This is a genomic window from Pseudomonas sp. GW822-FHT01E03 (assembly GCF_058802985.1).
The window spans coordinates 15,990-41,199 of the sequence record NZ_JBXAOQ010000002.1; the positions used below are offsets into that span (position 1 = coordinate 15,990).

Below are 25,210 nucleotides of genomic sequence, written 5' to 3' on the forward strand. Positions count from 1 at the left end.
AGATAGTGGGCTTCACTCTACCCCTGACGCCCCGGCCTGAAAACCGATAAGATCGCCACAACCTGTCAGGAAAACTCACAGATCAAATGAGCCATGACCTTCCTCCGCTGAACGCGCTTCGCGCCTTCGAAGCCACCGCCCGCTTGAACAGCGTCAGTCAGGCGGCCGAACAGCTGCACGTCACCCACGGCGCAGTCAGTCGGCAACTCAAGTTACTTGAAGAACACCTCGGCGTAAGCCTGTTCATCAAGGACGGTCGCGGCCTGAAACTCACAGATGCCGGGTTACGCCTGCGTGACGCCAGCAGCGAAGCCTTCGAGCGCCTGCGCGGCGTCTGCGCCGAACTCACACAAAGCTCCGCCGATGCGCCATTCGTGCTCGGTTGCTCTGGAAGTCTGCTGGCGCGCTGGTTTATTCCAAGACTGGGGAGACTCAATGCCGACCTGCCGGACTTGCGCTTGCACCTGTCGGCCGGAGAAGGCGATCTGGATCCGCGAAGACCGGGGCTGGATGCCTTGCTCGTATTTGCCGAGCCACCCTGGCCGGCGGACATGCAGGTTTTTGAGCTGGCCAGCGAACGTATCGGCCCGGTCATGAGCCCGCGGTTCGCCGGCTATGAACGGCTCAAGAAGGCGCCGGAAACTGCACTGCTGAACGAACCCTTGCTGCACACCACGTCACGCCCGCAAGCCTGGCCGAACTGGGCGCAACCACGCGGGCTCGACGCCAGGGCGCTGAAGTACGGTCAGGGATTTGAACATTTGTATTACTTGCTGGAAGCCGCCGTCGCAGGTCTGGGCGTGGCGATTGCCCCCGAACCCTTGGTGACGGAGGACTTGAAGGCCGGCCGCCTGGTTGCGCCTTGGGGCTTCAGTGAAACCCCGGCGCAACTGGCGTTGTGGCTACCCAAGCGCGCCGCGGACGGACGCGCCCGGCAACTGGCGCAGTGGCTCAAGAACGAGCTGCGTCGCGCGGATTAATCACGCTTGCACAACAGATAAGCGGCCAGCAAGCCTAATGCACCCACGGCGACACCAGCTGTTGTCCAAGGATGTTCCTGGGCGTAGTCCCGGGTGGCAATCCCGGTTTCACGGGTTTTGACCTTGACCTCTTCATAGGCATCGCCAAGCAAATGGCGCGAGTGCTTCAAGGCATTCTCGGCGTTGCTTTTCAAGGTCTTGAGGGTTTTACGCGACTCGTCCGAGGCGTCGTCCTTCAGGCTTTCCAAAGACTTGAGCAGACTCTCGATCTCGGCTTCCATGCTTTGCAATGAGGCTTTGCGTAACGAGGTGTTGGCCATGGTGGCTCTCCTGCATTGGTGATGAGTGGCGTGTGTTGGTTGGGACTTCATGGGTTCGAGAAAGTGCAGAAAATCTGAACTTCACCCTCAGAGCGACCAACAGAAGAAATAGGAAAAATCACTGCTAGTCTGTAATTCACACGCCGAGGAGAACGCCATGTCTGACCATCACACCTACAAGAAAATCGAGCTGATCGGCTCGTCCACCAGCAGTATCGAAGATGCGATCAACAACGCGCTGGCCGAAGCCAGCAAAAGCATCAAGTACATGGAATGGTTTGAAGTGACCGAGACCCGTGGGCACATAAGGGACGGCAAGGCTGCGCACTTTCAAGTGACCTTGAAAGTCGGGTTCCGGATTGCCAGCAGCTGACTTTGGGCTAGTCTTCTGAACTTGCACGCCGGTCGAATGCCATAGGGAATGGCAAAGCACTACATGAGTGCGTCCGGCTGACGGCTGGTTACCCCCTATGATCCGACCAGGGAATGCAACCGATGAAGAAGTTTATGTTGGCAGTAGGTTTGTTGAGCCTTGCGGGGAGCGCGTTGGCGGGCGGCAAGCCATGCGAAGAACTGAAAGCCGAAATCGCAGCGAAACTTGATGCCAAGGGCGTTTCCGGTTACTCGCTGGAGATTGTCGACAAAGGTGCCGCTGCCGGCGGGAAAGTTGTTGGCAAATGCGAAGCGGGTGCCAAAGTGATCGTCTATAAAAAGTAGGCAGAATTCCGCCTGAAAAAAAGCCGACACCACGGTGTCGGCTTTTTTACGCCTGCCGTTTGAGTATCAGCCTCGCATGACCTGCGCAAGCAACTCGTAGGAATGCACGCGATCAGCATGTTCGTACAGGTCACAGGTGAAAATCAGCTCGTCAGCCTGGGTCTGTTCGATCAGGACCTCGAGTTTGGCGCGGATTTTCTGCGGGCTGCCGATCATCGCCAGGCCAAGGAAATCGTGCACGGCATCTTTCTCATGGGGCAGCCACAGGCCGTCCATGGTCTTCACCGGCGGACGCTGTACCAGGCTTTGGCCACGCATCAGGGCGAGAATCCGCTGGAACACCGAGGTCGCCAGGTAATCGGCCTGCTCGTCGGTATCGGCTGCCACCAATGGTACGCCGAGCATCACGTAGGGCTTGTCTAAAACGGCTGACGGCTTGAAGTGATTGCGGTAGACCCGAATCGCTTCATGCATGTAGCGCGGTGCGAAATGCGATGCGAAGGCGTAGGGCAAACCGCGCTCACCGGCCAGTTGCGCACTGAACAGGCTCGATCCCAACAACCAGACCGGTACATTGGTCCCGGTCCCCGGCATGGCGATGATGCGTTGGTCCGGGGTACGTGGCCCAAGGTAGCGCACCAGTTCCGCCACGTCTTCCGGGAAATCGTCGGCGCTGCCGGAGCGTTCGCGGCGCAGCGCACGTGCGGTCATCTGGTCGGAACCGGGAGCACGCCCCAGGCCCAGATCGATCCGGCCCGGATAAAGGCTTTCCAGGGTGCCGAACTGTTCGGCGATCACCAACGGTGCGTGGTTGGGCAACATTACCCCGCCCGAACCGACTCGAATGGTCGACGTGCCACCAGCCAGGTACCCAAGTAGCACCGAAGTCGCGGAGCTGGCGATGCCATCCATGTTGTGGTGCTCAGCCACCCAGAAGCGGTTGTAACCGAACTTCTCGACATGCTGCGCCAGGTCCAGCGAGTTGCGCAGCGATTGGGCCGCGCTGCCGTTCTCGCGCACGGGCACCAGATCGAGGGTCGAGAACTTGATATCGGACAGTCGTTTCATAAACCTGCTTCTCCAATTGAGGGCGCAGGTTCGTTCTTGCGAACGCAAACCTGCCGAATCCAAAAGCGTATTCATGCAATGTGGGCATATACCCGAGTTTCAATAGCCCGGTAAAAAATCCCGCGAAAAAAGCAGACTGATCGGGCGAGATGAACTTTGCGCCACTGTCTATCCTCACAACCCTGGCAAGTGAAAACCACGAAGGCGCGACGTTTCGCGCCAATCTTGAGGAGACAGGCATGGCTATCGTTAAGAAAGCATCGGCCCATTGGGAAGGTGATCTGAAAACCGGCATCGGCTCGATTTCCACAGAAACCGGCGTGCTCCGGGAAGCTCCCTATGGCTTCAAGGCGCGTTTCGAGGGCGGTCGGGGCACCAACCCGGAAGAGTTGATCGGCGCGGCCCACGCCGGCTGTTTCTCCATGGCGTTTTCCATGATTCTCGGTGATGCCGGCCTGAAGGCCGATAGCATCGACACCCAGGCAGAAGTCACTCTGGATCAAGTGGACGGCGGTTTTGCGATCACCGCAGTGAAATTGATTCTGAAAGCGAAAATCCCCGGGGCGACGCAGGCGCAGTTCGAAGAACTCAGCAACAAGGCCAAAGAGGGCTGCCCGGTATCCAAAGTGCTGAATGCGAAGATCAGCCTGGAGGCAACATTGGTCGGCTAGATTTTAATTGAAACGAAAAGATCGCAGCCTTGCGCAACCTGCCGGGATTATTTGGCAAAAGGTGCTCAAGGCTGCGATCTTTTTTGCGTCGCGACAGACTCGCCCGCTAAAACTGTGGTCGAATAAATGACAGCAGCGAAAACCACGATTGTGCGTGCTGCCTCAAAGGAGCTTCAACCATGAAACGTTTTGCCTTGGCGGTTATCTGTTGCGCACTGGCCACTTCGGCCTTGGCGGCACCGAAACCCTGCGAAGAGCTCAAGACCGAGATCGAAGCCAAGATCCAGGCCAGCGGCGTATCTTCCTACACGCTTGAAATCGTCACCAACGACGAGGTCCATGACCAGAACATGGTTGTGGGTTCGTGCGAAAACGGCACCAAGAAAATCATCTACCAGAAAAACGACCGCTGACCGCTCACATCAGGCAGTAGGATTCCCGGTCTTCAGCAACGATTTCGCGCTTGGCATTGTACAGCCGGGCACCGGGGGTAAAGGCGATGGAACGGCCTTCGAGCACATAACGCTGACCGGCTTCGAAATGATCGTAATTGATGGTCAGGTAGCACAGCCGTTCCGAGGGGCCGCCCATCATCCCCAATCCGCCACCGGGTACTTCAAAGTCGAAACGCACGATCAGTTCATGGCTTCCCGGCGTGACCTCGAAAAAACGCCCGTCGCGCAGGCGTTGTTTATCCAGTCGTTCGGCCATCAACAACTTGTCGTTAGGGAAGGGCGTCGAGAATTCGACCCAGGCCATCTGTGGATTGGGTGTCGGCATCGGGCTTTGGCAGCCCGCGACAACACCGACGGCGAGTAACAGCATCAACCTGCGCATGATGGATGTCCCAAGGGATATGCATCCAGCATAACGCCGATCAGGTGTGTTGACAGCCTGCCGGTGTGCCTTGGCCAATCACTTTGCGCTGTTGATCGTAGAGTTTCGCCCAAGGCCGAAAACCGATGTTCCCCGCCTGTAGTTGATAACGCTCACCCGCGTTGAAGTCGCTGAATTTCACGCTCAACTGACAATCGCGCCACAACGGCTCGGCGTCCGGGCCGATATTGGTGGGCTGGACTGCGAATTGGTAGCGGACCGTCAACTCATGGCTACCGGGATGAACCTGGAAATAGCGTTTATCGTCAGTGATTTTGTCATCGACCTCCAGCGCCTGCAGCGCCGTATCTTCCTGCTTCGAATCAAGGTCGATCCAGGCTTGCGCAGGATCATGGCGGGGTATTCCGAAACCAGCACAGCCGGCCAGCATCAGCAGGCCTCCTGACAGTATCAACATGCGCATAGCGGAGCTCCAGTCTGGCGGGATAGTCTTGTGGAAAGACTCTCCAAGGAAGAATTATTGTGATCAGGCCGCTTCCTAGCCTTGGGTTACTTGATCGCGTTTTTCGCGTTTTGTTTCCGAGCCTGCTGTTTTTGTTGCTCAACGGTTGCACCAGCACCAGCTATTACAGCCAACTGGCCAGCGGCCAACTGCAGTTGCTGCGGGCGAGGGAGCCTGTTTCCAGCGTGATTGCCGACCCGGCGCGCGATCAAAAACTGCGTACACACCTGGAGCAATCGCAAAAGGCCCGAACCTTCGCCAGCCAGCAATTGCACCTGCCGGACAACCAGAGCTACCGCCTGTACGCGGACATTGGGCGTCCCTTCGTCGTCTGGAATGTCTTCGCCACACCGGAATTTTCCCTCAAGCCCGTAAACCACTGCTTCCCCATCGCCGGTTGTGTTGCTTATCGCGGTTACTACAGCCAGAGCGCAGCCCGCGGTGCAGCGGCTTTGCAACGCTTGCAAGGCATGGACGTGTCGATTGGCGGCGTCGAGGCCTATTCGACACTTGGCTGGTTCAACGACCCGATCATCAGTTCGATGATGGGCTGGGGGGATGAGCGACTGGCCACGCTGATCTTTCACGAGCTCGCCCATCAGCGCTTCTATGTGAAGGACGACACGGAGTTCAACGAATCCTTCGCCACCTTCGTCGAGCAGGAAGGTACTCGCCAATGGCGCGCCTACCGCCACATGCCACCGGATAACAATGCGCAGGCACGTCAGCGCGACCAGTTCACTGAGTTGGTACTCAAGACCCGCACCCGACTGGAAAAGCTCTACACCTTGCCGTTGCCAACCGAACAAATGCGCCAGCGCAAGGCGGCCGAGTTCGAACGCTTGCGCAGCGAATACCGGCAATTGCGTGACAGTCAGTGGGCCGCAGACAAACGCTACGACGCGTGGATCCATGCCCCCATGAACAACGCCCGGTTATTGCCGTTTGGTTTGTACGACCAATGGGTGCCGGCTTTTGCCGCGCTGTTCCATCAGGAGGGTGGCGACTGGCTCAAATTTTACACCGCCGTGGAAAAGCTAGGCGCCTTGCCGACGGGCGAGCGCAAGGCCGCGCTGAAAGTGTTGGCTGGCGGGGCCGATCAACCAAAGAACCAGTAGCAAACCCCGATAGCCCCCAGCACCCCGGCAAGCTCCGCCAGCAATGCGCAGCCAACCGCATGGCGTGCGCGCTGGATGCCCACGGCACCGAAGTACACCGCCAGCACATAGAACGTCGTTTCGGTACTGCCCTGGATTGTTGCTGCCACCAGCGCCGGGAAGCTGTCCACGCCCGAGGTCTTCATGGTTTCAATCAGCATCGCCCGGGCGGCGCTTCCCGAGAAGGGTTTGACCATCGCCGTCGGCAGCGCATCGACGAAACGCGTGTCCCAACCGGCCCATTCCACCAGATGACGGATCCCGTCCAGACCGAAGTCCAGTGCCCCGGATGCCCGCAGGACACCCACCGCGCAGAGCATCGCCACCAGGTAGGGCAGCAAGTTCTTGGCGACATCGAAACCCTCTTTGGCACCTTCAACGAAGGCCTCGTAGACCTTCACTTGGCGCAGCGCGCCGATCACTAAAAACAGCATGATCAGGCCAAACAGCGTCAGGTTGCCGAGGATCGATGACAGGCCGGCCAGAGCGGTCGCCGAAAGGGTCGCCAGCAACGCCATGAAGCCACCGAGGGCGAGGGCGCCGGGGATCAGGTAGGCCAGCACCACGGGGTCCCAGACGCGCAGGCGCTGCATGAACGCCACCGACAGGAAGCCGACAATGGTCGAGCAACTGGTCGCCAGCAGGATCGGCAGGAACACCAGCGTCGGGTCCGGCGCACCTTGCTGGGCGCGATACATGAAGATGGTCACCGGCAGCAGGGTCAGCGAGGAGGCGTTGAGCACCAGGAACAGGATCTGTGCATTGCTGGCGACGGTAGCGCTGGGATTGAGTTCCTGCAGTGCCTTCATGGCCTTGAGGCCGATCGGCGTGGCGGCGTTGTCCAGGCCCAAGCCGTTGGCCGCGAAGTTAAGGGTGATCAGGCCGATGGCTGGATGACCCGGCGGGACTTCAGGCATCAGGCGCAAAAACAGTGGCCCCAGGGCCCTTGCCAGCCATTCGACGATCCCGGCTTTCTCGGCGATGCGCAGAAAACCCAGCCAGAGGGTGAGGGTGCCGAACAGCAGCACCATGACTTCGACCGACAGCTTGGCCATGGCAAAAATGCTTTCCACCATCGCCGCGAATATCCCGGCGTTGCCACCGATCAGCCACTGGGCCAGCGCCGATACAGCTGCCACGATGAAGAAGCCAAGCCACAGGCCATTGAGCATCAGTCAAATCCCCCCAAAAGATCCGCGAATGATAGCGGGGTAGCCAGAAACGACAAACCCCGGATTTCTCCGGGGTTTGTTGTAGGAGCGAGCTTGCTCGCGATGGACGTCAATGATGATGCGGGCATTCTGGATAAGCCCGGTGCTCCTGCCACCATCGCGAGCAGGCTCGCTCCCACAGGTTTTGCATCAATTGCTGGAGGTTTCACCCGCCGGCAGTTTTTCCTTGCTGCGCCAGTGCGGCAGGGAGTTCCAGTAGCGCTGGCCCTTGGCGTCGTCGTACATGCCTTCCCAACGAGCGATAACCAGAACGGCCAGGGCGTTGCCGATCACGTTCAGTGCGGTACGAGCCATGTCCATGACGCGGTCGACACCAGCGATGAACGCCAGGCCTTCCAGTGGAATACCGACGCTGCCCAAGGTGGCCAGCAGTACCACGAAGGACACGCCCGGTACGCCGGCGATGCCTTTGGAGGTGACCATCAACGTCAGTACCAGCAGCAGTTGCTGGCTGATCGACAGGTCGATGCCATACAGCTGGGCAATGAAGATCGCCGCGATGCTTTGGTACAGGGTCGAACCGTCGAGGTTGAACGAGTAACCGGTCGGCACCACGAAACTGCAAATGGCTTTCGGCGCGCCGTAGGCTTCCATCTTCTCGATCACGCGCGGCAGCACGGTTTCGGAGCTCGCGGTGGAGTAGGCCAGTACCAGCTCATCCTTGAAGATGCGCATCAGCTTGATCACCGAGAAGCCGAACAGGCGAGCGATCAGGCCCAGGATCACGAAAGCGAAGAAGGCGATGGCGACGTAAACCAGGATCACCAGTTTGGCCAGCGGTATCAGCGACGCGAAGCCGAAGTTGGCAACGGTCACCGCGATCAGTGCGAACACGCCGATCGGGGCGTAGTTCATGATCATGTGAGTGACCTTGAACATGCTTTCCGATACGCCCTGGAACATCTTCACCAGCGGCTCGCGCAGGTCCGCCTGCAGGCTCGACAAACCGAGACCGAACAATACAGAGAAGAAGATGATCGGCAGCATTTCGCCGCGAACCATGGCCGCGAAGATGTTCGACGGGATCAGGTTGAGGATGGTTTCGATGAACGCATGTTCATGCTGAACCTCGGCCGCCGTGGCCTGGTACTTGGAAATGTCCACAGTGCCCAGGGTGCTCATGTCGATGCCGGCACCCGGATGGAACAGGTTGGCCAGCAGCAGACCGACCACGATGGCGATGGTGGTGACGATTTCGAAGTAGATGATGGTCTTGAAGCCGATGCGCCCCAGCTTCTTGGCGTCACCGACGCCGGCAATGCCGACGATCAAAGAGGAAATGACGATCGGGATCACGATCATCTTGATCAGACGGATAAAGATATCGCCTGCCGGTTGCAGGACGTTGCTGATCCACCAGGCTTTTTCGGCACTGAAATGGTTGAGCAGCGCACCGATTGCAATCCCCAATACCAGACCGATGAGGATCTGCCAGGCGAGGCTAAGCTTTGCCTTCTTCATATCTTTACCCTTACTTGTTGTTTGACTCAGGGAGATGCGCGAACTGGAACGCTTGTGGCGAAAAAGTCCAGTGCATCTGCCCCCCGTATAAGGTGCCCCGGAGCGCGTGTTTACGGCTCTCTGGCAGGCGAAAAAAGGCGCAACTATTCCGATGCAAGGAAGCGCCGTCTAATGCCGTAAACGCCTACCCTATGCCGAATCGGCATGAGGTTTTTTTACCGAAACGCGCGTCCCAACCGGTTCGAATACGACATTTCGGCAGGCATAAGTGCCGTGAACCGGCCATCACAGAGCAGATTGAGTATTTTTCGAGCAGTGGCCGAGCGTTGATTTTTCAGCAAAATCCCGCAGGACGAAGGGAAAAATCGCGGCCAAAGAAAGGTGATTTTTCTCGATATACGGTCGCAGATGAAACACCGGGAAAAGTATTTTCCGACGTAACACGGACAAGGACGGGATAACACTGATGAAATCGAGACGAGCGCTCTATTTCAATGTGTTGCTTGATCAAGCCCTTGGCAAGTCCGTCGAGCCTTGGCGGTCCGACGAACTTGCGCAGCAGCTTTTCCTGACCCGGCCCTTGCGCAGGTACTCCCTGTACCCGTAGGTCACTCCGCCCCTGAAACAGGCAGAACGTCCCGACCCCTTGGTCATGCGCCGGCCTTCCTCAGGTGGCGCAGGTAGAAAGAGGCGCTGGCCTCCTTCGTGTACAAATTCTGTTCTATCGGCAGGCCCTGAATGGGCCTCAGGCATGTCGGGAAAACGCCAGCCCGCATGCCATGGCACTACCGCCCAACAGCAGGGCGGCTGCCAGTGCCTTGAACAACGCTCTCATATCAACCTCGACCGCGACGGCCCAAGAAGAAGGAGACAATGAACATCACCAGGAACACGACAAACAAAATCTTGGCGATACCCGTGGCGGTGCCCGCGATACCACCGAAGCCCAGTACAGCAGCGATGATGGCGATGATCAGGAATGTGATTGCCCAGCTCAACATGGTGATTCTCCTTACGCTTCTGTTTAAAGGTGCTGCGTTTCCCGGCGCATGGGGTGCGGCGGAAGTTTTGCCTAGAACACCCAACGCTCTTGATGACGTATCTCACCCACAGGCCCGGCCTGGTCGACATCCATCATGCGCATCGGGGGGCTATCGGCCTGACCGCTGCTGACAGCGCTGAAATGGGTTTGGGTCGGATGCGGAATCGACAAACGTGGCGCTTCCGGCTGCTGGCTCTGCTCCCAGCGCAGAAACTGCTGGCCGCCGATCAGGGTGATCAACAGTGCCAGAACGGCAAACAACCCTTGCTGGATAGACACAGGCGAGAGGTGCAGGTGGGCGGCACGTTGACGGTTCATCCTGGAGCTCCTACCACTGGGGTCGGTATTCGATTGCGGGCGTTTGTTTTTGAATGCCCTGGTTAACCAGACAATTGCAGCCTGCATGCCAGCTTTTATTTTGAATAATTTCTTTTTATATCAATGCTTTACGAACATAAAAAAATTAACTTCGCACGCATCCTGCACGATGCCTCTTGTTCAGTCGTGCGTATTGCACGATTGGTTTGAAGGAAGACGTAAATTTTTTGAATTGAGAGAAGGGCGCGGATGTCAGAAATACACGCTGGCCTTTGCAGGAAACCGGGCATCCATTTAAGACCCACGAAATTAGCCGGCTAAGCGATACATGGGATGAAAGCTACCCTGCCATGACAGGAATGGCTCAGAATCAATCATGCAACTTGCCCGATTTCTCCGAGACTAAATAACGATCATTCATTAAGGAGCGTAGGAAAATGGAGTCCGCCACTGAGCATCAAGGCCGCATTCTGCTGGTGGATGACGAATCCGCCATCCTGCGTACTTTCCGTTATTGCCTCGAAGACGAAGGCTACAGCGTGGCCACCGCCACCAGCGCCGCGCAGGCAGAAGCCCTGTTGCAACGGCAGGTTTTCGACCTGTGCTTCCTCGACTTGCGCCTGGGTGAAGACAACGGCCTCGATGTGCTGGCCCAGATGCGTATCCAGGCGCCCTGGATGCGGGTGGTGATCGTCACTGCGCACTCTGCCGTCGACACGGCGGTGGATGCGATTCAGGCTGGCGCCGCCGACTATCTGGTCAAACCGTGCAGCCCCGATCAATTGCGGCTGGCAACCGCCAAGCAACTGGAGGTGCGGCAATTGTCGGCGCGACTGGAAGCCCTGGAAGGCGAGGTACGCAAGCCCATGGATGGTCTGGACTCCCACAGCCCGGCCATGAAAGTGGTACTCGAAACCGCCCGCCAGGTTGCCACGACCGATGCCAATATCCTGATTCTGGGTGAATCCGGTACCGGCAAGGGCGAACTGTCCCAAGCCATTCACGGCTGGAGCAAACGCGCGAAGAAATCCTGCGTCACGATCAACTGCCCGTCGCTGACCGCCGAGCTCATGGAAAGCGAACTCTTCGGCCACAGCCGCGGCGCCTTCACCGGCGCCAGCGAAAGCACCTTGGGCCGAGTCAACCAAGCTGACGGCGGAACGCTGTTTCTCGACGAGATCGGCGACTTTCCCCTGACATTGCAGCCGAAGTTGCTGCGTTTTATTCAGGACAAGGAATATGAGCGCGTCGGTGATCCGGTGACCCGCCGTGCCGATGTGCGCATCCTTGCGGCCACCAACCTCAACCTTGAGGACATGGTGCGCGACGGTCGTTTCCGTGAAGACCTGCTCTATCGCCTGAATGTCATTACCTTGCACCTGCCACCGCTACGCGAACGCCGCGAAGATATTCTCAACCTGGCCGACCGTTTCCTGGCACGCTTCGTCAAGGAGTACGCCCGTCCCGCGCGCGTCTTCAGCGACGAGGCCCGGGAAGCACTGCTGGGCTATCGCTGGCCGGGCAACATCCGTGAACTGCGCAACGTGATCGAACGGGCGAGCATCATCTGTCCGCAGGAGCGGGTCGAGATCAGTCATCTGGGCATGGCTGAAACCCCGGTCAACAATGCACCGCGCATCGGCGCGGCACTGAGCCTGGATGAGCTGGAGAAGGCCCACATCGGCGCGGTCCTCGCCACCGCCGATACCCTGGATCAAGCGGCGAAAACCCTGGGCATCGACGCCTCGACGCTGTACCGCAAACGCAAGCAGTACAACTTGTGAGCAATCGCCGATGAAACTGGCGATGAAATTGCGGACCCGGCTTTTCCTGAGCATCTCCGCACTGATCACCGTCGCGTTGCTCGGGCTCTTGCTCGGGCTGGTCAGCGTGATGCAGATGGCCGGCAGCCAGGAAGCACTGATTCGCAGTAACTTCATCACCCTGGACCTGGGGCTCAAGCTGCGTCAGACCCTGGGTGATCAACTGATCATCATGCTCAGCGAGAAGCCTGACTCCGCCGCTTTCGCTGCCTCGAAGCAGCGTTACTTCGAACTGCTGGAGGAGGGCATCGCCCAGGAACCGGAGGAAACTGGAAGCGAGCACGGTTTCAGAAAAGCCAAGGCCGACTACGAGCGTTTTATCCAGGCTTATGAAGCGTCCCCGGACCCTTCGAAGGTGCTCAGCAGCCACGACAACCTGACGGAAAAATTCAATGCGCTACGCAATGGCCTGATCGCCGAGCACAAGCGCGCGCTTGATAACATCAGCGATACCGAGCGCCAGGCCCGGGAGCAGGCGCTGCTGTTTGCCGGGTTGCTTGGCCTGGTGGGGCTGGCGGTGCTGATCATCGGCTTCGTGACCGCACAAGCCATCGCCCGGCGTTTCGGGGAGCCCATCGAGGCCTTGGCCAAGGCGGCGGACAATATCGGCCAAGGCAATTTCGATGTCACCCTGCCGATTTCTTCGGCGGTGGAACTGAACCAGCTGACCCGGCGTTTCGGGATCATGGCCCAGGCGCTGCGTGAACATCAGGCCACCAACGTAGATGAGCTGCTGGCCGGTCAGCAGCGCTTGCAGGCCGTGCTCGACAGCATCGACGACGGACTGCTGATGATCGACCGTCAGGGCCATCTGGAACACCTTAACCCTGTAGCCCAGCGTCAGTTGGGCTGGGAGTCCGATCGTCTGGGTCAGGGGCTGGGTACGGCGCTGGAGCGCCCCGAGCTCGATGAGCAGCTGCAACTGGTGCTGCGCGGCGGCACGCTGGAGCGGGCTCCGGAAGACTTGAGTGTCGAAGTCGATGGCGAGTCGAGACTGCTCACCTACAGCCTGACCCCGGTCAGCCATACCCAGGGCCATATTCTGGGTGCCGTGATGGTGCTGCATGACGTCACGGAGCAACGAGCGTTCGAACGGGTACGCAGCGAATTCGTATTGCGAGCCTCCCATGAATTGCGCACACCGGTCACCGGCATGCACATGGCCTTCGGATTGTTCCGTGAGCGCGCTCACTTTGCCCCGGATTCCCGGGAAGCCGACCTGCTCGATACCGTTAACGAAGAGATGCAGCGGCTGATGCAGTTGATCAATGACCTGCTGAATTTCTCCCGTTACCAGAACGGTTTGCAGAAACTCACCCTGACGCTGTGTTCCATCGAGGCGTTGCTGGAACAGGCTCGGTCACGTTTTGCCACATCGGCCGAAGAGAAGGAAATCAATCTGCTCGTGGAAGTGCAGGGGCCTTTGCCGCGGTTGCAGGCCGACCAGCCACAACTGGAGCGGGTACTCGACAATTTGCTCGACAACGCCTTGCGTCACACCGGCTCCGGCGGGCGGATACGCTTGCAGGCCCGGCGTCACGGTGACCGGGTCATCATCAGTGTCGAAGACAACGGCGAAGGTATTGCCTACGGTCAGCAGGGGCGGATCTTCGAGCCCTTCGTGCAGGTTGGACGCAAGAAGGGCGGGGCCGGGCTCGGACTGGCCTTGTGCAAGGAAATCGTGCAATTGCATGGCGGACGGATGGGTGTCTATTCACGGCCGGGGCAAGGTACTCAGTTCTACATGACGCTGACCGTTTAGGTCACCCTCACGCTTCGTCATCCAGGCGCCGGCCGGCCCGACGCCGGCCCCGGGTAATCAATTCCGTGAACTGCACTGCGCTCAACGCGCGGGCGAACAGCCAGCCCTGGCCGAACTTCACGCCTTCACTGCACAGGAACGCGGCCTGGGCCTCATGTTCGATGCCCTCGGCAATCACCTTCAGGTGCAGCGACTGGGCCATGTGAATGATATGCGGGGCCACGCCGCTGCTGGCGGCGTCATGGCCCAGCGCATCAATGAACGCCTTGTCGATTTTCAGGCAATCGACCGGCAGGGTTTGCAAATAGGCGAGGCTGCAATAACCCGTGCCAAAATCATCGATCAACACCTGATGCCCGACATCCCGTAGCGCTTGCAGGTTTTCCCGGGCCACCACCACATCGACCAGCCCGCGCTCGGTGACTTCAAAAGCAATTTGCCGCGCAGCGACGCGATGCAGGGTCAGCAGCCGCGCCATCACCTGACCAATCCGCGGAACCATCACATCACACGCCGCGAGATTGACCGAGATGTACAGTTGCGGGTTCGCACGCAGCAACTGGCCGAGTTGCTCGAGCAGGCGCTGCAAGACGAAGTCCGTCATCTGGCGAATCTGCCCGGTGTTTTCCGCCATCGGAATGAACAGATCGGGACTGGTCAGGGTACCGTCCGGCCTGCGCCAGCGCAGCAGCGCTTCAGCCCCGACACAGTTGCGGCTATCGAGGTCGAAGATCGGTTGGTACAGCACCTGCAACTCGCCACGGCGAATCGCGCCGGCCAGTTCGGCGTCCAGCGACTGCCGTTGGCGCACCAGCAGAAACACCAGGAACCCAACGCATATGCCCAGCGCGAGGCTGGCCGGCAGCAACCACCACCAGACCGCCGGAATATGCATGCCGGTGCGTGGGCTGATCAACACCAATTGATATTCCGGGTTGTCGGTGGGCATCCGGTATATCAGGCGTGCCTGGGTGATCTGCAGCGCATCACGGTTTTTCGGTGGCCAGGCCTCGGCCGGCGGCCAGACCTGAGAAGCGCCCAGCACCGGAATCGCGCGCGCGCCATGGTCCAGAACTACCAGCAGGCTGCTGCCCGGCGACAGGTCGACCATATCGGTCAAATGCCCGCGAGAGGTCGCCACCCGGAAATTCCCGCGCCCGAGCATCAGCGCGGCGCGGTTTTCATCGGGTTCGGTGGTGGTGTTGAGCCAATAGCTGTAGGTCGGGCCTTTGATGTCTGGCGATCGACTCAGCGACAGCCCTTCCTGACGAGGGCGATTGGAGCAGATTCGCGAGGAGTCCATGTAGGCGGCTTCGTAGACGAAGCGATAATTGAACGTAACCTGTTGCAAGGTCGCGATCATTTCAGCATCGCAGCCGCGCAACGGTTGCGCTTCAAGGTCATCAAGGCTTTCACGCAGTTGCCCGAAGAGCTGTTCGAGGCGGGCGAGGAAGCGTTCGCCCTGAGCATTCATTTCTTCGCTTTCGCTTTGCTCGACCTGGTGTATGGCGACGAACAGGCTGCCGGCCATCAATAACGTTGCGCTCAAGACAGTAGACATCAGCCCCAGGAACCAGGGGCGATGGAACCAACTACGGAAGGTCTCTCGAGCAGCAGTCATTGTGCAATATCCGATGTATTACCAATGAGTTATAGCTGCTGATTGGAAAAAAGCCCTGACCGTCGGGCGGGCGTCATTATTTTGTCTGGTTCAACACCCACAGTAGCGCGGCGGTTTGCGCATCCGGAGTGCCATCGAAACGCGCCGGACGGAAATGCATCTGAAATGCCGCTATCACATGTCGTGTCGCGACATCGAGCTCGCCGGTCTGTGGCGAGGCATAACCCAGGCGGGCCAACTGCGCCTGAAACCAACTGATGCTCGGCAACTGCTCGGCGAACAACATTTGCTGGCGCGCCACCGACTGTTCATTCGGCCAGATGCCCAAGCCTTCGGCGGCCAGACGCTTCCAGGGGAACAGCGGCCCCGGGTCCAGCTTGCGCAAGGGTGCAATATCACTATGGCCAATGATCTCGCGAGGTTTTATGCCGTGACGTTTGCTAATGTCCTTGAGCAATACGATCAGCGACTGGACCTGGTCTTCGGTGTAGGGATACCACACGCGTCCGGTCGGGGTGTCCTCGAAGCCCGGGTTGACGATTTCGATACCGATGGAACTGGAATTCAGCCAGGTGCGGCCATTCCACTCACTCTCCCCGGCGTGCCAGGCCCGCACATTTTCATCCATCAGCTTGTAGATGGTGGCACCCTTGTCGTCGCCGATCAGGTAATGGCTGCTGACCTCACCGTGGGTCAGCAATTGCAACGAACGCTCCAGCGAGGCATTGGTGTAATGCACCACCACAAATTGCACGCGGCTGTCGTAATTGGCCGAAGAGTGGCTGGTGTTGAAACGGGGGCCGCTGGCACAGCCGGCAAGCACAATCAGCGATAAGATCAGAGCAAAATATTTCATGGCGAAAGGCAGTACACGCAAGACAATAATGCAACAGTGTAACGTAATGCCTTGCGGGCGAACGGCAATCCCATCGAATTAAACAAAATGGAACAGATCACCGTCAGCTCGGTTCCACTCGGTTGCGGCCGGCATTTTTTGCGCGATACAGCGCCTGATCGGCTCTTTTAAGTACCTGATCGCTATGTTCACCCGGCCTGAACGCCGTCATTCCGATAGACACGGTGATGGTCACCGGCTCTCCCTTGAAGTGGAACGGACAGGCTTCAATGGAGGCCCGCAAGTTTTCCAGCATCTTCAGCCCCGCCGCCGGCACCGTGGATGGCATTAACAGCACAAACTCCTCGCCGCCGAACCGGGCAATGAAATCCGTTCCGCGCAGCCGCTTGCGCAACACGCTGGCGATGATTTTCAGCACTTTGTCACCGGCCAGGTGCCCGTAGTTGTCATTGATGCGCTTGAAATGATCGAGGTCGAGCATGGCCAGCAACAGCGTGTTGCCATGTTGTTGCCATTGTGTGACTTCATGACCCAGGCGCTCGCTCCAGGCCGCGCGGTTGGGCAGCCCGGTCAACGGGTCGACCAATGCCTTCTGTCGTTGCTCTTCAAGGTGCTCGCGGTAACCCTGGGCCTCCTGCTCCATATGGGCGACCCGCTCGGCCAGGCTGTGCAGGCGCGCAGCGACCTCCTGCTCGCGCTCATCGCGCTGTTTCTGGTGCTGGTCCATGGTGCCCAGCAAGCCTTCGAGATGGTTTTCCAGTACGTGCTTGAGATCTTCCAGGTCCGCGGCTTCCTGCATGCTGCTTTGCAGGCCATCGACCTGTTCGCGGATCTGCGTGTCCATCTGTCGCGCAGCCGAACGGTTGTCGGCGTGTCCCGCGGTGGCGGCCTGCAAGTTGCTCTGGAACGATTCGAGACGCTCGTTCAGTCGTTGCAGATAGGCTTCGAACTCATGCTGGCCGCTGTCGGTAATGGCCAGCATCAATGTGGCGAAGTCGTCGAGAATCGGCAGCAATTCGTACCAGTTCAGACCGTTTTTCAGACGATCGCGCATGGATTCCGCTTGCGGACGATGACGCTCGGGCAGTGTCAGGTCGTCGAGCAGCCCCAGCAACGTGTCTTCGATGTGGCTGGCCACCGAGCTGTAGGAGGGCTCGGGGGAATCCGGAAGTGCGTAGAGAATGTCGTGTTCGGATGGCGTCTGATCGGCGACGGCCACGTCCTGCATCGGAATCGGAGGTAAGGGCAAGCTATCGGGCGATGCTTGCGCGGTCAGCTCGTCGGGGTTCGCTTGCGACTCAGGAGATGTCGCGATGGTTTCCGGGATCGGTTTCTCGGCCGATTCGATTTCCGCCGCGGCTGCACTGGCTGGTTGAGGCTCCGCAGCCGGAGGTGCAAAAGCCACGGCTGGCTCGGTTGGCGCGAACTCGTCTTCGACTCGCTCAACAGCGGGTACCTCGCAGCTTGCCGCAGGGCTCTCGGCTACAGGGGCAGCCAGCGCAGGAGCAGCGGCCGTTGATGCCTCCGTCTCCTGCGCTTCACGACCGCCGAACAACCGCTGTAGCAAGCCCGGCCGGCCGTTCTCCGCTGGGGTCTCCAGCTGGCTCAGGGCCTTGCCCTGCAAGCCACTCAGCTCGCTGAGCAGCAAGGGCATCTCGCGCGCCTGACTGACCCGCGCATCCAGGTGCTTGGCGAAATTCTTGAGTGGCCGACTCACATCCCGTGGCAATGGCAATGTTTGCAGTTGCGTGACCAGCGCAGTCAAGGCGGCACTGGTCTGGTTGACTCGGGTTTCCCGACGCTGTTCGGAGTCGAGCACGGCTTTTTCCAGGCGTGGAATCAGCGCAGCCAGGCCGGCGTCCATGTCATCGGTACGCACGACTTCGCGCATTTCCTTCATGCATTGGTCAACGGCGCGGTCCGTACCTTCCGCTGCCAGGGTGCTGCGCACCAGCCCGCGACGCAGCAAGTCGAGCCGCGCGTCCCAGCGACGTTCGAGCTTTTCCTGTTGTTCGATGCTTTTGAGGTATTTCTCTTTCCAGCGCTGTGCTTCGTCGCTCATTCATGGGATCCGCGAGGGGCAGGACTCAACGCGGGCAATGCATCGGCCGTGAGCGAACCCGGCAAACGAATCTCTACCGCGACCGGCAGGTGATCGGAAATGGGCTGTGCCAGCACCTCAACCTTTTCCAGGGTCAGGCTCGGGCTCAGCAGGATATGGTCCAGGCAGCGCTGTGGGCGCCAGCTGGGAAACGTCGCTTCCAGTTGCGGCGCAAGCAGGCCGAGATCGCGCAACGGGGAATGTTGCAGCAGGTCACTGGCATGGGTGTTCATGTCGCCCATCAGCACCTGATGCTTGTAGTCGCCGATCAACTCGCGGATGTAGGCCAATTGCAGACTGCGTGCCCGGGCGCCCAACGCCAGGTGCATCATGACCACCACCAGCGCTTCCGGGCCTTCGCCGAACCGTACCAGAATGGCTCCGCGACCCTTTGGTCCCGGCAACGGATGATCCTCAATTGCCCACGGACGCAATCGGCTGAGCACGCCATTGCTGTGCTGGGCCAGGCGACCGAGATTACGATTGAGTTGTTGATACCAGTAGGGAAAGGCGCCGAGCTGGGCCAGGTGTTCGACCTGATTGACGTAGCCTGATCGCAGGCTGCCGCCATCGGCCTCTTGCAAGGCGACCAGATCGAAGTCGCCTAGCAGATTGCCGATTTTCTGCAGGTTATCGGCACGCCCCGTGTGCGGCAGCAAGTGCTGCCAGCCCCGGGTCAGGTAATGCCGATAGCGCTCGGTACTGATGCCGACCTGGATATTGAAACTGAGCAAGCGCAGACGACTGTCTGCGGGCAGGCCCGTGGACTCCAGATGATGCTCGTTGACCCGCGGATCATGCAGGCCAACGATGCGTTCAGTACCCCATCGGCGCATGGCAGTGACTGCCCTTAGTTGGCGGCAGCCTTGTTAGCCGCTCGCTCTTTGTCGATCAGTTTGTCGGCCAGTTGCAGGGCCTGTTCGGCACCGCCGGCAGAACCCACGTCGAAGCGATACTTGCCGTTGACGACCAGGGTTGGAACGCCGGAGATTTCATACTTCTTGGCCAGCTCACGGGCTTGAACAACCTGGCCCTTGATAGCAAAGGAGTCGAAGGTGGCCAGGAATTTATCCTTGTCTACGCCCTGGGTAGCCAGGAAGTCAGCCATGTCATTCTTGTCGATCAGCTTCATTTTTTTGTTCTGGATCGCGTCGAATACCGCGGCATGAACCTTTTGCTCAACCCCCATGGACTCAAGGGTCAAGAACATTTGGCCATGAGCATCCCAAGCTCCGCCGAACATGGCTGGAATACGCTTGAAATTCACATCGGATGGCAGTTTTTCAGCCCAAGGATTGATTGTCGGTTCAAAATGATAGCAATGCGGGCAGCCGTACCAGAACAGCTCCACCACTTCGATCTTGCCAGGCACGGCAACCGGAACCGGATTGGTCAGCTCGACATAAGGGGCGGCTGGGGCGTCGGCGGCCTGGGCAGTCATGCCAAACAGGCTGGCAGCGGCAAAAACGGCACTGATGATCAGATTACGCATGCTTTACTCCTGGACAAATTTTTTCGCCGCGCGCGATTGTTTTCAGACAGATCCTGGCGGGCTTGAGTTCTGTAGTGTAACGGCAGCGGCCACAAAAAAGGGCGGCCAAGGCCACCCTTTTTATACTTGCCGAGACGGATTAATCGAGCGTTAACGTTGCAGGCGATCAGCACGCCGTTCAACGCCCGATCCACCGGCCTTAGTGCAGGCCTTGAATGTAGCTGGACACCGCGGCGATGTCTTCGTCGCTCAGCTTCTTGGCAATGCTCTGCATCGGTTTGGTATCGCCGTCGTTGGTGCGGCCACCTTCTTCCTTGCGGAAATCGACCAGTTGCTTGCCGACGTATTGAGCGTGCTGGCCACCCAGGTGCGGGAAACCGGCAGCCGCGTTACCTGCGCCATTTGGCGAATGGCAACCGGTGCAGGCTGGCAGGCCCTTGGCCAGGTCACCACCACGGAACAGGGCCTCACCGCGAGCGACGATCTTCGGATCGGCGGCACCGACGCTGCCTTTCTGGCTGGCGAAGTAGGCAGAGATGTCCGCCAGGTCCTGATCGCTCAGGTTGGTCAGCAGGCCGGTCATTTCCAGAACGGTGCGCTTGCCCGACTTGATGTCGTGCAATTGCTTGGTCAGGTAGCGTTCACCCTGACCTGCCAGTTTCGGAAAGTTTGGCGCCATGCTGTTGCCATCCGGGCCGTGGCAGGCGCCACAGACGGCGGCTTTGGCCTGGCCGGCTTTTGCATCACCCGGTTGTACTGCCTCACCTGCAGCATGGGCCATGCCGGAGATGCCCACGGTCAACAGCAGACTCACGATCAATTTCTTCATCAGCTAATCCAACTACGGCTAAGGGTTAAGAGTTATGGACCGGGCTTACTCGCTCATCCAAAGGATGATGGCTTGGTAATCCTCGGCACTGCAGTCCATGCACAAACCACGCGGCGGCATCGCCTTGAAACCCTGGGTCACGTGTTGCACCAGCGTCTCCATACCTTTCGCCAACCTCGGCGTCCAAGCTTCCTGATCGCCTTTTTTCGGCGCCATGGGGAGTTGGCCGGAATGACAGGCACCACAAACACGGTTGTACACAGCTTCCGGATCCTGTGTAGCCTGAGCGCTGTAAAGCGGCATCAATACACCGGCAGCTAGCAGCCATTTCGTCATAAAACGACCTTTTCAGGGTTGAGAGCGAGCTGCGTTCTAGTGCGCAATCAAGGTCTGTCGCTCTCGTGAACTTCGTCCTACGCTGGGACAAAGCGCACACAAAATCTGCGGCATTATATACTGGCGTCACTGAAACGGAAGCGACACTGCTTGCCGCACCCATTCCTGGCGCCGCCCACATCGGAAATCCCATGCAACTCAAGAATCCCATCCTCGGTCTGTGCCAACAGTCCACCTTCATGCTCAGCGCCGCCAAAGTCGATCAATGTCCGGATGACGAGGGCTTCGAAGTCGCCTTCGCCGGGCGTTCCAACGCCGGCAAGTCGAGTGCCTTGAACACCCTGACCCACGCCAGCCTGGCGCGCACCTCGAAAACCCCGGGACGCACGCAGCTGTTGAACTTCTTCAAGCTAGACGATGAACGCCGTCTGGTCGACCTGCCGGGCTACGGTTATGCAAAAGTACCGATCCCGCTCAAGCAACACTGGCAGCGTCACCTGGAGGCATATCTGGGTGGTCGCGAGAGTTTGAAGGGTCTGATCCTGATGATGGACATCCGCCATCCGATGACCGATTTCGACCTGCTGATGCTCGACTGGGCCGTGGCTGCCGGGATGCCGATGCACATTCTGCTGACCAAAGCGGACAAGCTGACCTATGGCGCGGCCAAGAACACCCTGCTCAAGGTTCAGGCGGAAATCCGCAAGGGTTGGGGCGATCTGGTGACAATCCAGCTGTTTTCGGCCCCCAAACGCATGGGCCTGGAAGATGCCTACACCGTACTGGCTGGCTGGATGGAGCTGGCGGACAAGGGTGCTGAAGCAGAAGCTCAGTAAGTGCCGAAAACTGCCTGCGGCGCACGCAGGCAGTTTTCTCGGGGCAAAAAAAACCCCGGGCTTCATATGGGGAGGGAGAAGTTCCGGGGTTGAAGCTCTAGACCGCTAGGGCGGGGTCCAGATATCTGCCAACACTTAACACAACATAGGAGCATCGAAGGGCTTCACCAGCCATTCAGTAACTCTGAGTGGTGGTGTGCAAGATTAGTTCAGATTTTTTTCAGAGAGCTTTGAAATAACTCTGATAGCCCTCCGGCCCAAGCTGTTTTTTTACGCCCTTCTGCCGCGGCACTATGCCGCAGCAGAACTCGACAATTTTCTGTAGGAGCGAGCTTGCTCGCGATGGAGTGTCAGACACATCGATTTCGACTGAAATTCCATCGCGAGCAAGCTCGCTCCTACAAGAAGGCTCAGTGAGCCTCATCCCAGTTATTTCCAACACCCACTTCGACCAGCAACGGCACATCCAGCTTCGCCGCCTCGCTCATGTGTACGCGAATTTCATCGCGAACCTGGTCGACCAGGTCTTCACGCACCTCGAGCACCAGTTCATCGTGCACCTGCAGGATGACTTTGGCGTCGAGGCCCGACGCGGTCAGCCAGTTATCCACCGCGACCATGGCTTTCTTGATGATGTCCGCAGCGGTGCCTTGCATCGGTGCGTTGATTGCCGTGCGTTCGGCAGCGGCGCGCTCTTGCGGCTTGTTGGAGTTGATGTCCGGCAGGTACAGGCGACGGCCGAAGAACGTCTCGACATAACCTTGCTCGGCGGCCTGGGCACGCGTGCGGTCCATGTACTGGCGAACGCCGGGGTACCGGGCGAAGTAGGTATCGATGTAGGCCTTGGCAGTCTTGGTGTCGACGCCGATGTCCTTGCCGAGCTTCTGCGCGCCCATGCCGTAGATCAGGCCGAAATTGATCGCCTTGGCACTGCGGCGCTGGTCGGAGGTCACTTCGGCCAGTTCGACCTTGAACACTTCGGCGGCGGTCGCGGTGTGTACGTCCAGATTGTGGCGGAAGGCGTTCATCAGCCCTTCATCCCGGGACAGGTGCGCCATGATCCGCAGTTCGATCTGCGAATAGTCCGCAGCCAGCAGCTTGTAACCGACCGGGGCCACGAAGGCCTGGCGGATGCGACGCCCTTCGGCGGTGCGCACCGGGATGTTCTGCAGGTTCGGATCGCTGGAGGACAGCCGCCCGGTGGACGCCACCGCCTGGTGATACGAGGTATGGATCCGCCCGGTACGCGGGTTGATCTGCTCCGGCAGACGGTCGGTATAGGTGCTTTTCAGCTTGCTCATGGAGCGATATTCCATGAGCACTTTCGGCAATCGATAGTCGTCTTCTGCCAGTTTGGCCAGCACTTCTTCGGCGGTCGATGGCTGGCCCTTGGCGGTTTTCTTCAGTACCGGCAGGCCGAGCTTCTCGTATAGGATCACACCAAGTTGCTTGGGCGAACCGAGGTTGAATTCCTCGCCGGCAATCTCGAAGGCTTCACGCTCCAGCGCCACCATCTTGTCGCCCAGTTCGATGCTTTGCACGCCCAGCAAGGCGGCGTCGACCAATGCGCCCTGGCGCTCGATACGCGCCAATACCGGCACCAACGGGATTTCGATGTCGGTCAGTACGCTGGCCAGGCTCGGAATAGCCGAGAGTTTTTCGAACAGGGCATGGTGCAGACGCAAGGTGATATCTGCATCTTCGGCGGCGTAAGGCCCGGCCTGCTCCAGGGCGATCTGGTCGAACGTCAGCTGTTTCACGCCTTTGCCGGCGATGTCTTGGAAACTTACCGTGGTGTGGTCCAGATACTTCTGCGCCAGGCTGTCCATGTCATGGCGGGTGGCCGTGGAGTTGAGCACGTAGGACTCAAGCATGGTGTCGAAGGCGATGCCACGCACGGTAATGCCGTTGTCCTGATCGCCGCCGATGGCGCAGTTGGCCAGGATGTTCATGTCGAACTTGGCGTGTTGGCCGACCTTGAGCTTGTTCGGATCTTCCAGAATCGGCTTGAGCGCGCGCAGGACCGTGTCACGATCCAGCTGCTGTGGCACGCCGATGTAGGAATGAGTCAACGGGATGTAGGCCGCTTCGTTAGCCTGAACCGCGAACGACAGGCCCACCAGTTGCGCCTGCTGCGCATCGATGCCGGTGGTTTCGGTGTCGAAGGCAAACAGTCTGGCGTTGTTCAGTTTTTCCAGCCAGGCATCGAACCGCGCTTGATCGAGGATGGTTTCATAGGCGGCTTCAGCAGCGACGACCGGTGCTTCGGCCTCTGGTTCGCTGAACAGGTCGGCGGCCGGTGCTGGCTCGGTAGCAGCGCTCAGTTCCAGGCGTTTGGCGTCGCGATCAAGGTCGTTCAGCCAGCTCTTGAACTCCAGCAGGGAGTACAACTCGTAGAGTTTCGCAGGATCTTCCGCGCCCATTTTCAGGTCGTCGAGGCCAACGTCCAGTGGCACGTCAACCTTGATGGTCGCCAGCTGATAGGACAGGAAGGCCATTTCCTTGTGCTCTTCGAGCTTGGCCGGCAGGGTCTTGGCGCCGCGAATCGGCAGGGTCGGCACGATGTCGAGTTGCGCATAGAGCTCGGTCAGACCGCCGTTCACACCGACCAGCAGGCCGGAAGCCGTCTTCGGACCGATGCCTGGAACACCCGGAATGTTGTCGGAAGAATCGCCCATGAGCGCCAGATAATCGATGATCTGCTCCGGAGCGACGCCGAATTTCTCCTTCACGCCCTCCACGTCCATGCTGCTACCGGTCATGGTGTTGACCAAGGTAATGTGACCGTCGACCAGTTGCGCCATGTCCTTGTCACCGGTGGAGATGATCACCGGACGATCCGCCGCCGCGCTGCTGCGGGCCAGGGTGCCGATCACGTCATCGGCCTCGACGCCTTCGACGCACAGCAGCGGGAAGCCCAGGGCGATCACGCTCTGGTGCAGCGGCTCGATCTGCACGCGCATATCGTCGGGCATGCTCGGACGGTTGGCCTTGTATTCGGCGAACATCTCATCGCGAAAAGTCCCACCCTTGGCGTCGAACACCACGGCGAACGGACTGTCCGGATATTGCTTGCGCAGGCTCTTGAGCATGTTGAGCACGCCCTTGACCGCGCCGGTCGGCAGGCCTTTGGACGTGGTCAGCGGTGGCAGCGCGTGAAAGGCGCGGTACAGGTAAGACGAACCGTCCACCAGGACGAGGGGGGCTTGGCTCATGAGCAGGATCAACCTTTTCGGCGGGTCCGGCGCT

The 25,210-nt window shown here is 59.1% G+C and carries 25 protein-coding genes; 9 read left to right on the plus strand and 16 right to left on the minus strand.

All coding sequences use genetic code 11. The annotated features are described in order from the left end of the window. Positions 1–86: 86 nt before the first annotated feature. Positions 87–980, plus strand: a complete 894-nt coding sequence (locus AC1RP7_RS03240; RefSeq protein WP_429521669.1) for a LysR family transcriptional regulator — start codon at positions 87–89, stop codon at positions 978–980. Here AC1RP7_RS03240 and AC1RP7_RS03245 read toward each other — a convergent pair. Next, entirely contained in the window at positions 977–1,300 is a 324-nt protein-coding gene (locus tag AC1RP7_RS03245) for an ElaB/YgaM/YqjD family protein (RefSeq protein WP_057712578.1), read from the minus strand. The genes AC1RP7_RS03240 and AC1RP7_RS03245 overlap by 4 nt on opposite strands. Before the next feature lie 157 nt (positions 1,301–1,457). Here AC1RP7_RS03245 and AC1RP7_RS03250 point away from each other — a divergent pair, with 157 nt between their 5' ends. After that, positions 1,458–1,673 (plus strand): dodecin, encoded by a 216-nt coding sequence (locus AC1RP7_RS03250; protein WP_057712579.1) that lies wholly within the window; start codon positions 1,458–1,460, stop codon positions 1,671–1,673. Positions 1,674–1,795: 122 nt separating this feature from the next. Then, a complete protein-coding gene (locus AC1RP7_RS03255) occupies positions 1,796–2,017 on the plus strand; it encodes a DUF1161 domain-containing protein (protein WP_008045869.1) in 222 nt (73 codons plus the stop codon). A 66-nt stretch (positions 2,018–2,083) separates the two neighbouring features. On the opposite strand, the gene AC1RP7_RS03260 is transcribed toward AC1RP7_RS03255, so the two are convergent. Further along, on the minus strand, positions 2,084–3,085 hold the full coding sequence (locus tag AC1RP7_RS03260) for an LLM class flavin-dependent oxidoreductase (protein WP_008045867.1): 1,002 nt from the start codon (positions 3,083–3,085) through the stop codon (positions 2,084–2,086). Positions 3,086–3,324: 239 nt separating this feature from the next. On the opposite strand from AC1RP7_RS03260, the gene AC1RP7_RS03265 reads away from it, so the two are divergent. Then, entirely contained in the window at positions 3,325–3,756 is a 432-nt protein-coding gene (locus tag AC1RP7_RS03265; protein ID WP_090452349.1) for an OsmC family protein, read from the plus strand. 179 nt (positions 3,757–3,935) lie between these two features. After that, positions 3,936–4,169, plus strand: a complete 234-nt coding sequence (locus AC1RP7_RS03270; protein WP_349735894.1) for a DUF1161 domain-containing protein — start codon at positions 3,936–3,938, stop codon at positions 4,167–4,169. 4 nt (positions 4,170–4,173) lie between these two features. On the opposite strand, the gene AC1RP7_RS03275 is transcribed toward AC1RP7_RS03270, so the two are convergent. Both AC1RP7_RS03275 and AC1RP7_RS03280 read right to left on the minus strand, forming a co-directional pair. Further along, on the minus strand, positions 4,174–4,593 hold the full coding sequence (locus tag AC1RP7_RS03275) for a PA0061/PA0062 family lipoprotein (protein ID WP_057712582.1): 420 nt from the start codon (positions 4,591–4,593) through the stop codon (positions 4,174–4,176). Positions 4,594–4,633: 40 nt separating this feature from the next. Beyond that, entirely contained in the window at positions 4,634–5,056 is a 423-nt protein-coding gene (locus tag AC1RP7_RS03280; RefSeq protein ID WP_090452343.1) for a PA0061/PA0062 family lipoprotein, read from the minus strand. Positions 5,057–5,115: 59 nt separating this feature from the next. Here AC1RP7_RS03280 and AC1RP7_RS03285 point away from each other — a divergent pair, with 59 nt between their 5' ends. Then, positions 5,116–6,213, plus strand: a complete 1,098-nt coding sequence (locus tag AC1RP7_RS03285) for an aminopeptidase (protein WP_429521670.1) — start codon at positions 5,116–5,118, stop codon at positions 6,211–6,213. Here the strand turns inward: AC1RP7_RS03285 and AC1RP7_RS03290 are convergent. The 4 genes from AC1RP7_RS03290 to AC1RP7_RS03305 form a co-directional block, all read right to left on the minus strand. Further along, on the minus strand, positions 6,195–7,424 hold the full coding sequence (locus AC1RP7_RS03290) for a nucleoside recognition domain-containing protein (protein ID WP_057712585.1): 1,230 nt from the start codon (positions 7,422–7,424) through the stop codon (positions 6,195–6,197). The two genes, AC1RP7_RS03285 and AC1RP7_RS03290, sit on opposite strands and share 19 nt — an antisense overlap. A gap of 189 nt (positions 7,425–7,613) precedes the next feature. Continuing rightward, positions 7,614–8,945 carry a glutamate/aspartate:proton symporter GltP gene (gene gltP, locus AC1RP7_RS03295; RefSeq protein WP_057712586.1) on the minus strand — a complete coding sequence of 444 codons (1,332 nt, stop codon included), beginning with the start codon at positions 8,943–8,945 and terminating at the stop codon, positions 7,614–7,616. 836 nt (positions 8,946–9,781) lie between these two features. Beyond that, positions 9,782–9,946 carry a DUF1328 domain-containing protein gene (locus AC1RP7_RS03300; RefSeq protein WP_090452337.1) on the minus strand — a complete coding sequence of 55 codons (165 nt, stop codon included), beginning with the start codon at positions 9,944–9,946 and terminating at the stop codon, positions 9,782–9,784. A 71-nt stretch (positions 9,947–10,017) separates the two neighbouring features. Further along, positions 10,018–10,305, minus strand: coding sequence for a hypothetical protein (locus AC1RP7_RS03305; RefSeq protein ID WP_057712587.1), 288 nt, complete (start codon positions 10,303–10,305; stop codon positions 10,018–10,020). Between the two features lie 437 nt (positions 10,306–10,742). Here AC1RP7_RS03305 and algB point away from each other — a divergent pair, with 437 nt between their 5' ends. Both algB and AC1RP7_RS03315 read left to right on the plus strand, forming a co-directional pair. Beyond that, complete coding sequence (algB, locus tag AC1RP7_RS03310) at positions 10,743–12,089, plus strand: sigma-54-dependent response regulator transcription factor AlgB (protein ID WP_057712588.1); 1,347 nt, start codon at positions 10,743–10,745, stop codon at positions 12,087–12,089. Positions 12,090–12,099: 10 nt separating this feature from the next. Further along, positions 12,100–13,890 (plus strand): KinB sensor domain-containing domain, encoded by a 1,791-nt coding sequence (locus tag AC1RP7_RS03315; RefSeq protein ID WP_493181455.1) that lies wholly within the window; start codon positions 12,100–12,102, stop codon positions 13,888–13,890. Positions 13,891–13,897: 7 nt separating this feature from the next. On the opposite strand, the gene AC1RP7_RS03320 is transcribed toward AC1RP7_RS03315, so the two are convergent. The 7 genes from AC1RP7_RS03320 to AC1RP7_RS03350 all read right to left on the minus strand — a co-directional run bounded on the left by AC1RP7_RS03320 (position 13,898) and on the right by AC1RP7_RS03350 (position 21,125). Next, a complete protein-coding gene (locus AC1RP7_RS03320; RefSeq protein ID WP_057712590.1) occupies positions 13,898–15,511 on the minus strand; it encodes an EAL domain-containing protein in 1,614 nt (537 codons plus the stop codon). Positions 15,512–15,587: 76 nt separating this feature from the next. Continuing rightward, positions 15,588–16,367: an N-acetylmuramoyl-L-alanine amidase gene (locus AC1RP7_RS03325; RefSeq protein ID WP_057716533.1), complete on the minus strand. Its 780-nt coding sequence runs from the start codon at positions 16,365–16,367 to the stop codon at positions 15,588–15,590. Positions 16,368–16,470: 103 nt separating this feature from the next. Continuing rightward, complete coding sequence (locus AC1RP7_RS03330) at positions 16,471–18,429, minus strand: GGDEF domain-containing protein (RefSeq protein ID WP_493181454.1); 1,959 nt, start codon at positions 18,427–18,429, stop codon at positions 16,471–16,473. Further along, on the minus strand, positions 18,426–19,304 hold the full coding sequence (locus tag AC1RP7_RS03335; RefSeq protein WP_057712592.1) for an endonuclease/exonuclease/phosphatase family protein: 879 nt from the start codon (positions 19,302–19,304) through the stop codon (positions 18,426–18,428). The genes AC1RP7_RS03330 and AC1RP7_RS03335 overlap by 4 nt, the downstream gene beginning before the upstream one ends. 14 nt (positions 19,305–19,318) lie before the next feature. After that, positions 19,319–19,960 (minus strand): thiol:disulfide interchange protein DsbA, encoded by a 642-nt coding sequence (gene dsbA, locus AC1RP7_RS03340; protein ID WP_057712593.1) that lies wholly within the window; start codon positions 19,958–19,960, stop codon positions 19,319–19,321. Positions 19,961–20,159: 199 nt separating this feature from the next. Then, positions 20,160–20,789: a c-type cytochrome gene (locus AC1RP7_RS03345; RefSeq protein WP_057712594.1), complete on the minus strand. Its 630-nt coding sequence runs from the start codon at positions 20,787–20,789 to the stop codon at positions 20,160–20,162. Positions 20,790–20,834: 45 nt separating this feature from the next. Beyond that, a complete protein-coding gene (locus AC1RP7_RS03350) occupies positions 20,835–21,125 on the minus strand; it encodes a c-type cytochrome (protein ID WP_008002190.1) in 291 nt (96 codons plus the stop codon). A 191-nt stretch (positions 21,126–21,316) separates the two neighbouring features. Between AC1RP7_RS03350 and yihA the strand changes: the two genes are divergently transcribed. Next, positions 21,317–21,961: a ribosome biogenesis GTP-binding protein YihA/YsxC gene (yihA, locus tag AC1RP7_RS03355; protein ID WP_046042671.1), complete on the plus strand. Its 645-nt coding sequence runs from the start codon at positions 21,317–21,319 to the stop codon at positions 21,959–21,961. A gap of 410 nt (positions 21,962–22,371) precedes the next feature. On the opposite strand, the gene polA is transcribed toward yihA, so the two are convergent. Beyond that, the gene (gene polA, locus AC1RP7_RS03360; protein WP_493181453.1) at positions 22,372–25,176 is read right to left on the minus strand and encodes a DNA polymerase I; all 2,805 of its coding nucleotides are present in this window, start codon (positions 25,174–25,176) and stop codon (positions 22,372–22,374) included. Positions 25,177–25,210: the final 34 nt, after the last annotated feature.

Coding starts and splice junctions, on each gene's coding strand:
- AC1RP7_RS03270 (WP_349735894.1), top strand. CDS start 3,936: ATGAAACGTTTTGCCTTGGCGGTTATCTGTTGCGCACTGGCCACTTCG.
- yihA (WP_046042671.1), top strand. CDS start 21,317: ATGCAACTCAAGAATCCCATCCTCGGTCTGTGCCAACAGTCCACCTTC.
- polA (WP_493181453.1), bottom strand. CDS start 25,176: ATGAGCCAAGCCCCCCTCGTCCTGGTGGACGGTTCGTCTTACCTGTAC.
- AC1RP7_RS03275 (WP_057712582.1), bottom strand. CDS start 4,593: ATGCGCAGGTTGATGCTGTTACTCGCCGTCGGTGTTGTCGCGGGCTGC.
- AC1RP7_RS03350 (WP_008002190.1), bottom strand. CDS start 21,125: ATGACGAAATGGCTGCTAGCTGCCGGTGTATTGATGCCGCTTTACAGC.
- AC1RP7_RS03300 (WP_090452337.1), bottom strand. CDS start 9,946: ATGTTGAGCTGGGCAATCACATTCCTGATCATCGCCATCATCGCTGCT.
- AC1RP7_RS03250 (WP_057712579.1), top strand. CDS start 1,458: ATGTCTGACCATCACACCTACAAGAAAATCGAGCTGATCGGCTCGTCC.
- AC1RP7_RS03335 (WP_057712592.1), bottom strand. CDS start 19,304: ATGCGCCGATGGGGTACTGAACGCATCGTTGGCCTGCATGATCCGCGG.
- AC1RP7_RS03260 (WP_008045867.1), bottom strand. CDS start 3,085: ATGAAACGACTGTCCGATATCAAGTTCTCGACCCTCGATCTGGTGCCC.
- AC1RP7_RS03290 (WP_057712585.1), bottom strand. CDS start 7,424: ATGCTCAATGGCCTGTGGCTTGGCTTCTTCATCGTGGCAGCTGTATCG.
- AC1RP7_RS03320 (WP_057712590.1), bottom strand. CDS start 15,511: ATGACTGCTGCTCGAGAGACCTTCCGTAGTTGGTTCCATCGCCCCTGG.
- AC1RP7_RS03240 (WP_429521669.1), top strand. CDS start 87: ATGAGCCATGACCTTCCTCCGCTGAACGCGCTTCGCGCCTTCGAAGCC.
- AC1RP7_RS03245 (WP_057712578.1), bottom strand. CDS start 1,300: ATGGCCAACACCTCGTTACGCAAAGCCTCATTGCAAAGCATGGAAGCC.
- AC1RP7_RS03325 (WP_057716533.1), bottom strand. CDS start 16,367: ATGAAATATTTTGCTCTGATCTTATCGCTGATTGTGCTTGCCGGCTGT.
- AC1RP7_RS03255 (WP_008045869.1), top strand. CDS start 1,796: ATGAAGAAGTTTATGTTGGCAGTAGGTTTGTTGAGCCTTGCGGGGAGC.
- AC1RP7_RS03265 (WP_090452349.1), top strand. CDS start 3,325: ATGGCTATCGTTAAGAAAGCATCGGCCCATTGGGAAGGTGATCTGAAA.
- AC1RP7_RS03280 (WP_090452343.1), bottom strand. CDS start 5,056: ATGCGCATGTTGATACTGTCAGGAGGCCTGCTGATGCTGGCCGGCTGT.
- dsbA (WP_057712593.1), bottom strand. CDS start 19,960: ATGCGTAATCTGATCATCAGTGCCGTTTTTGCCGCTGCCAGCCTGTTT.
- algB (WP_057712588.1), top strand. CDS start 10,743: ATGGAGTCCGCCACTGAGCATCAAGGCCGCATTCTGCTGGTGGATGAC.
- AC1RP7_RS03315 (WP_493181455.1), top strand. CDS start 12,100: ATGAAACTGGCGATGAAATTGCGGACCCGGCTTTTCCTGAGCATCTCC.
- AC1RP7_RS03330 (WP_493181454.1), bottom strand. CDS start 18,429: ATGAGCGACGAAGCACAGCGCTGGAAAGAGAAATACCTCAAAAGCATC.
- AC1RP7_RS03345 (WP_057712594.1), bottom strand. CDS start 20,789: ATGAAGAAATTGATCGTGAGTCTGCTGTTGACCGTGGGCATCTCCGGC.
- gltP (WP_057712586.1), bottom strand. CDS start 8,945: ATGAAGAAGGCAAAGCTTAGCCTCGCCTGGCAGATCCTCATCGGTCTG.
- AC1RP7_RS03305 (WP_057712587.1), bottom strand. CDS start 10,305: ATGAACCGTCAACGTGCCGCCCACCTGCACCTCTCGCCTGTGTCTATC.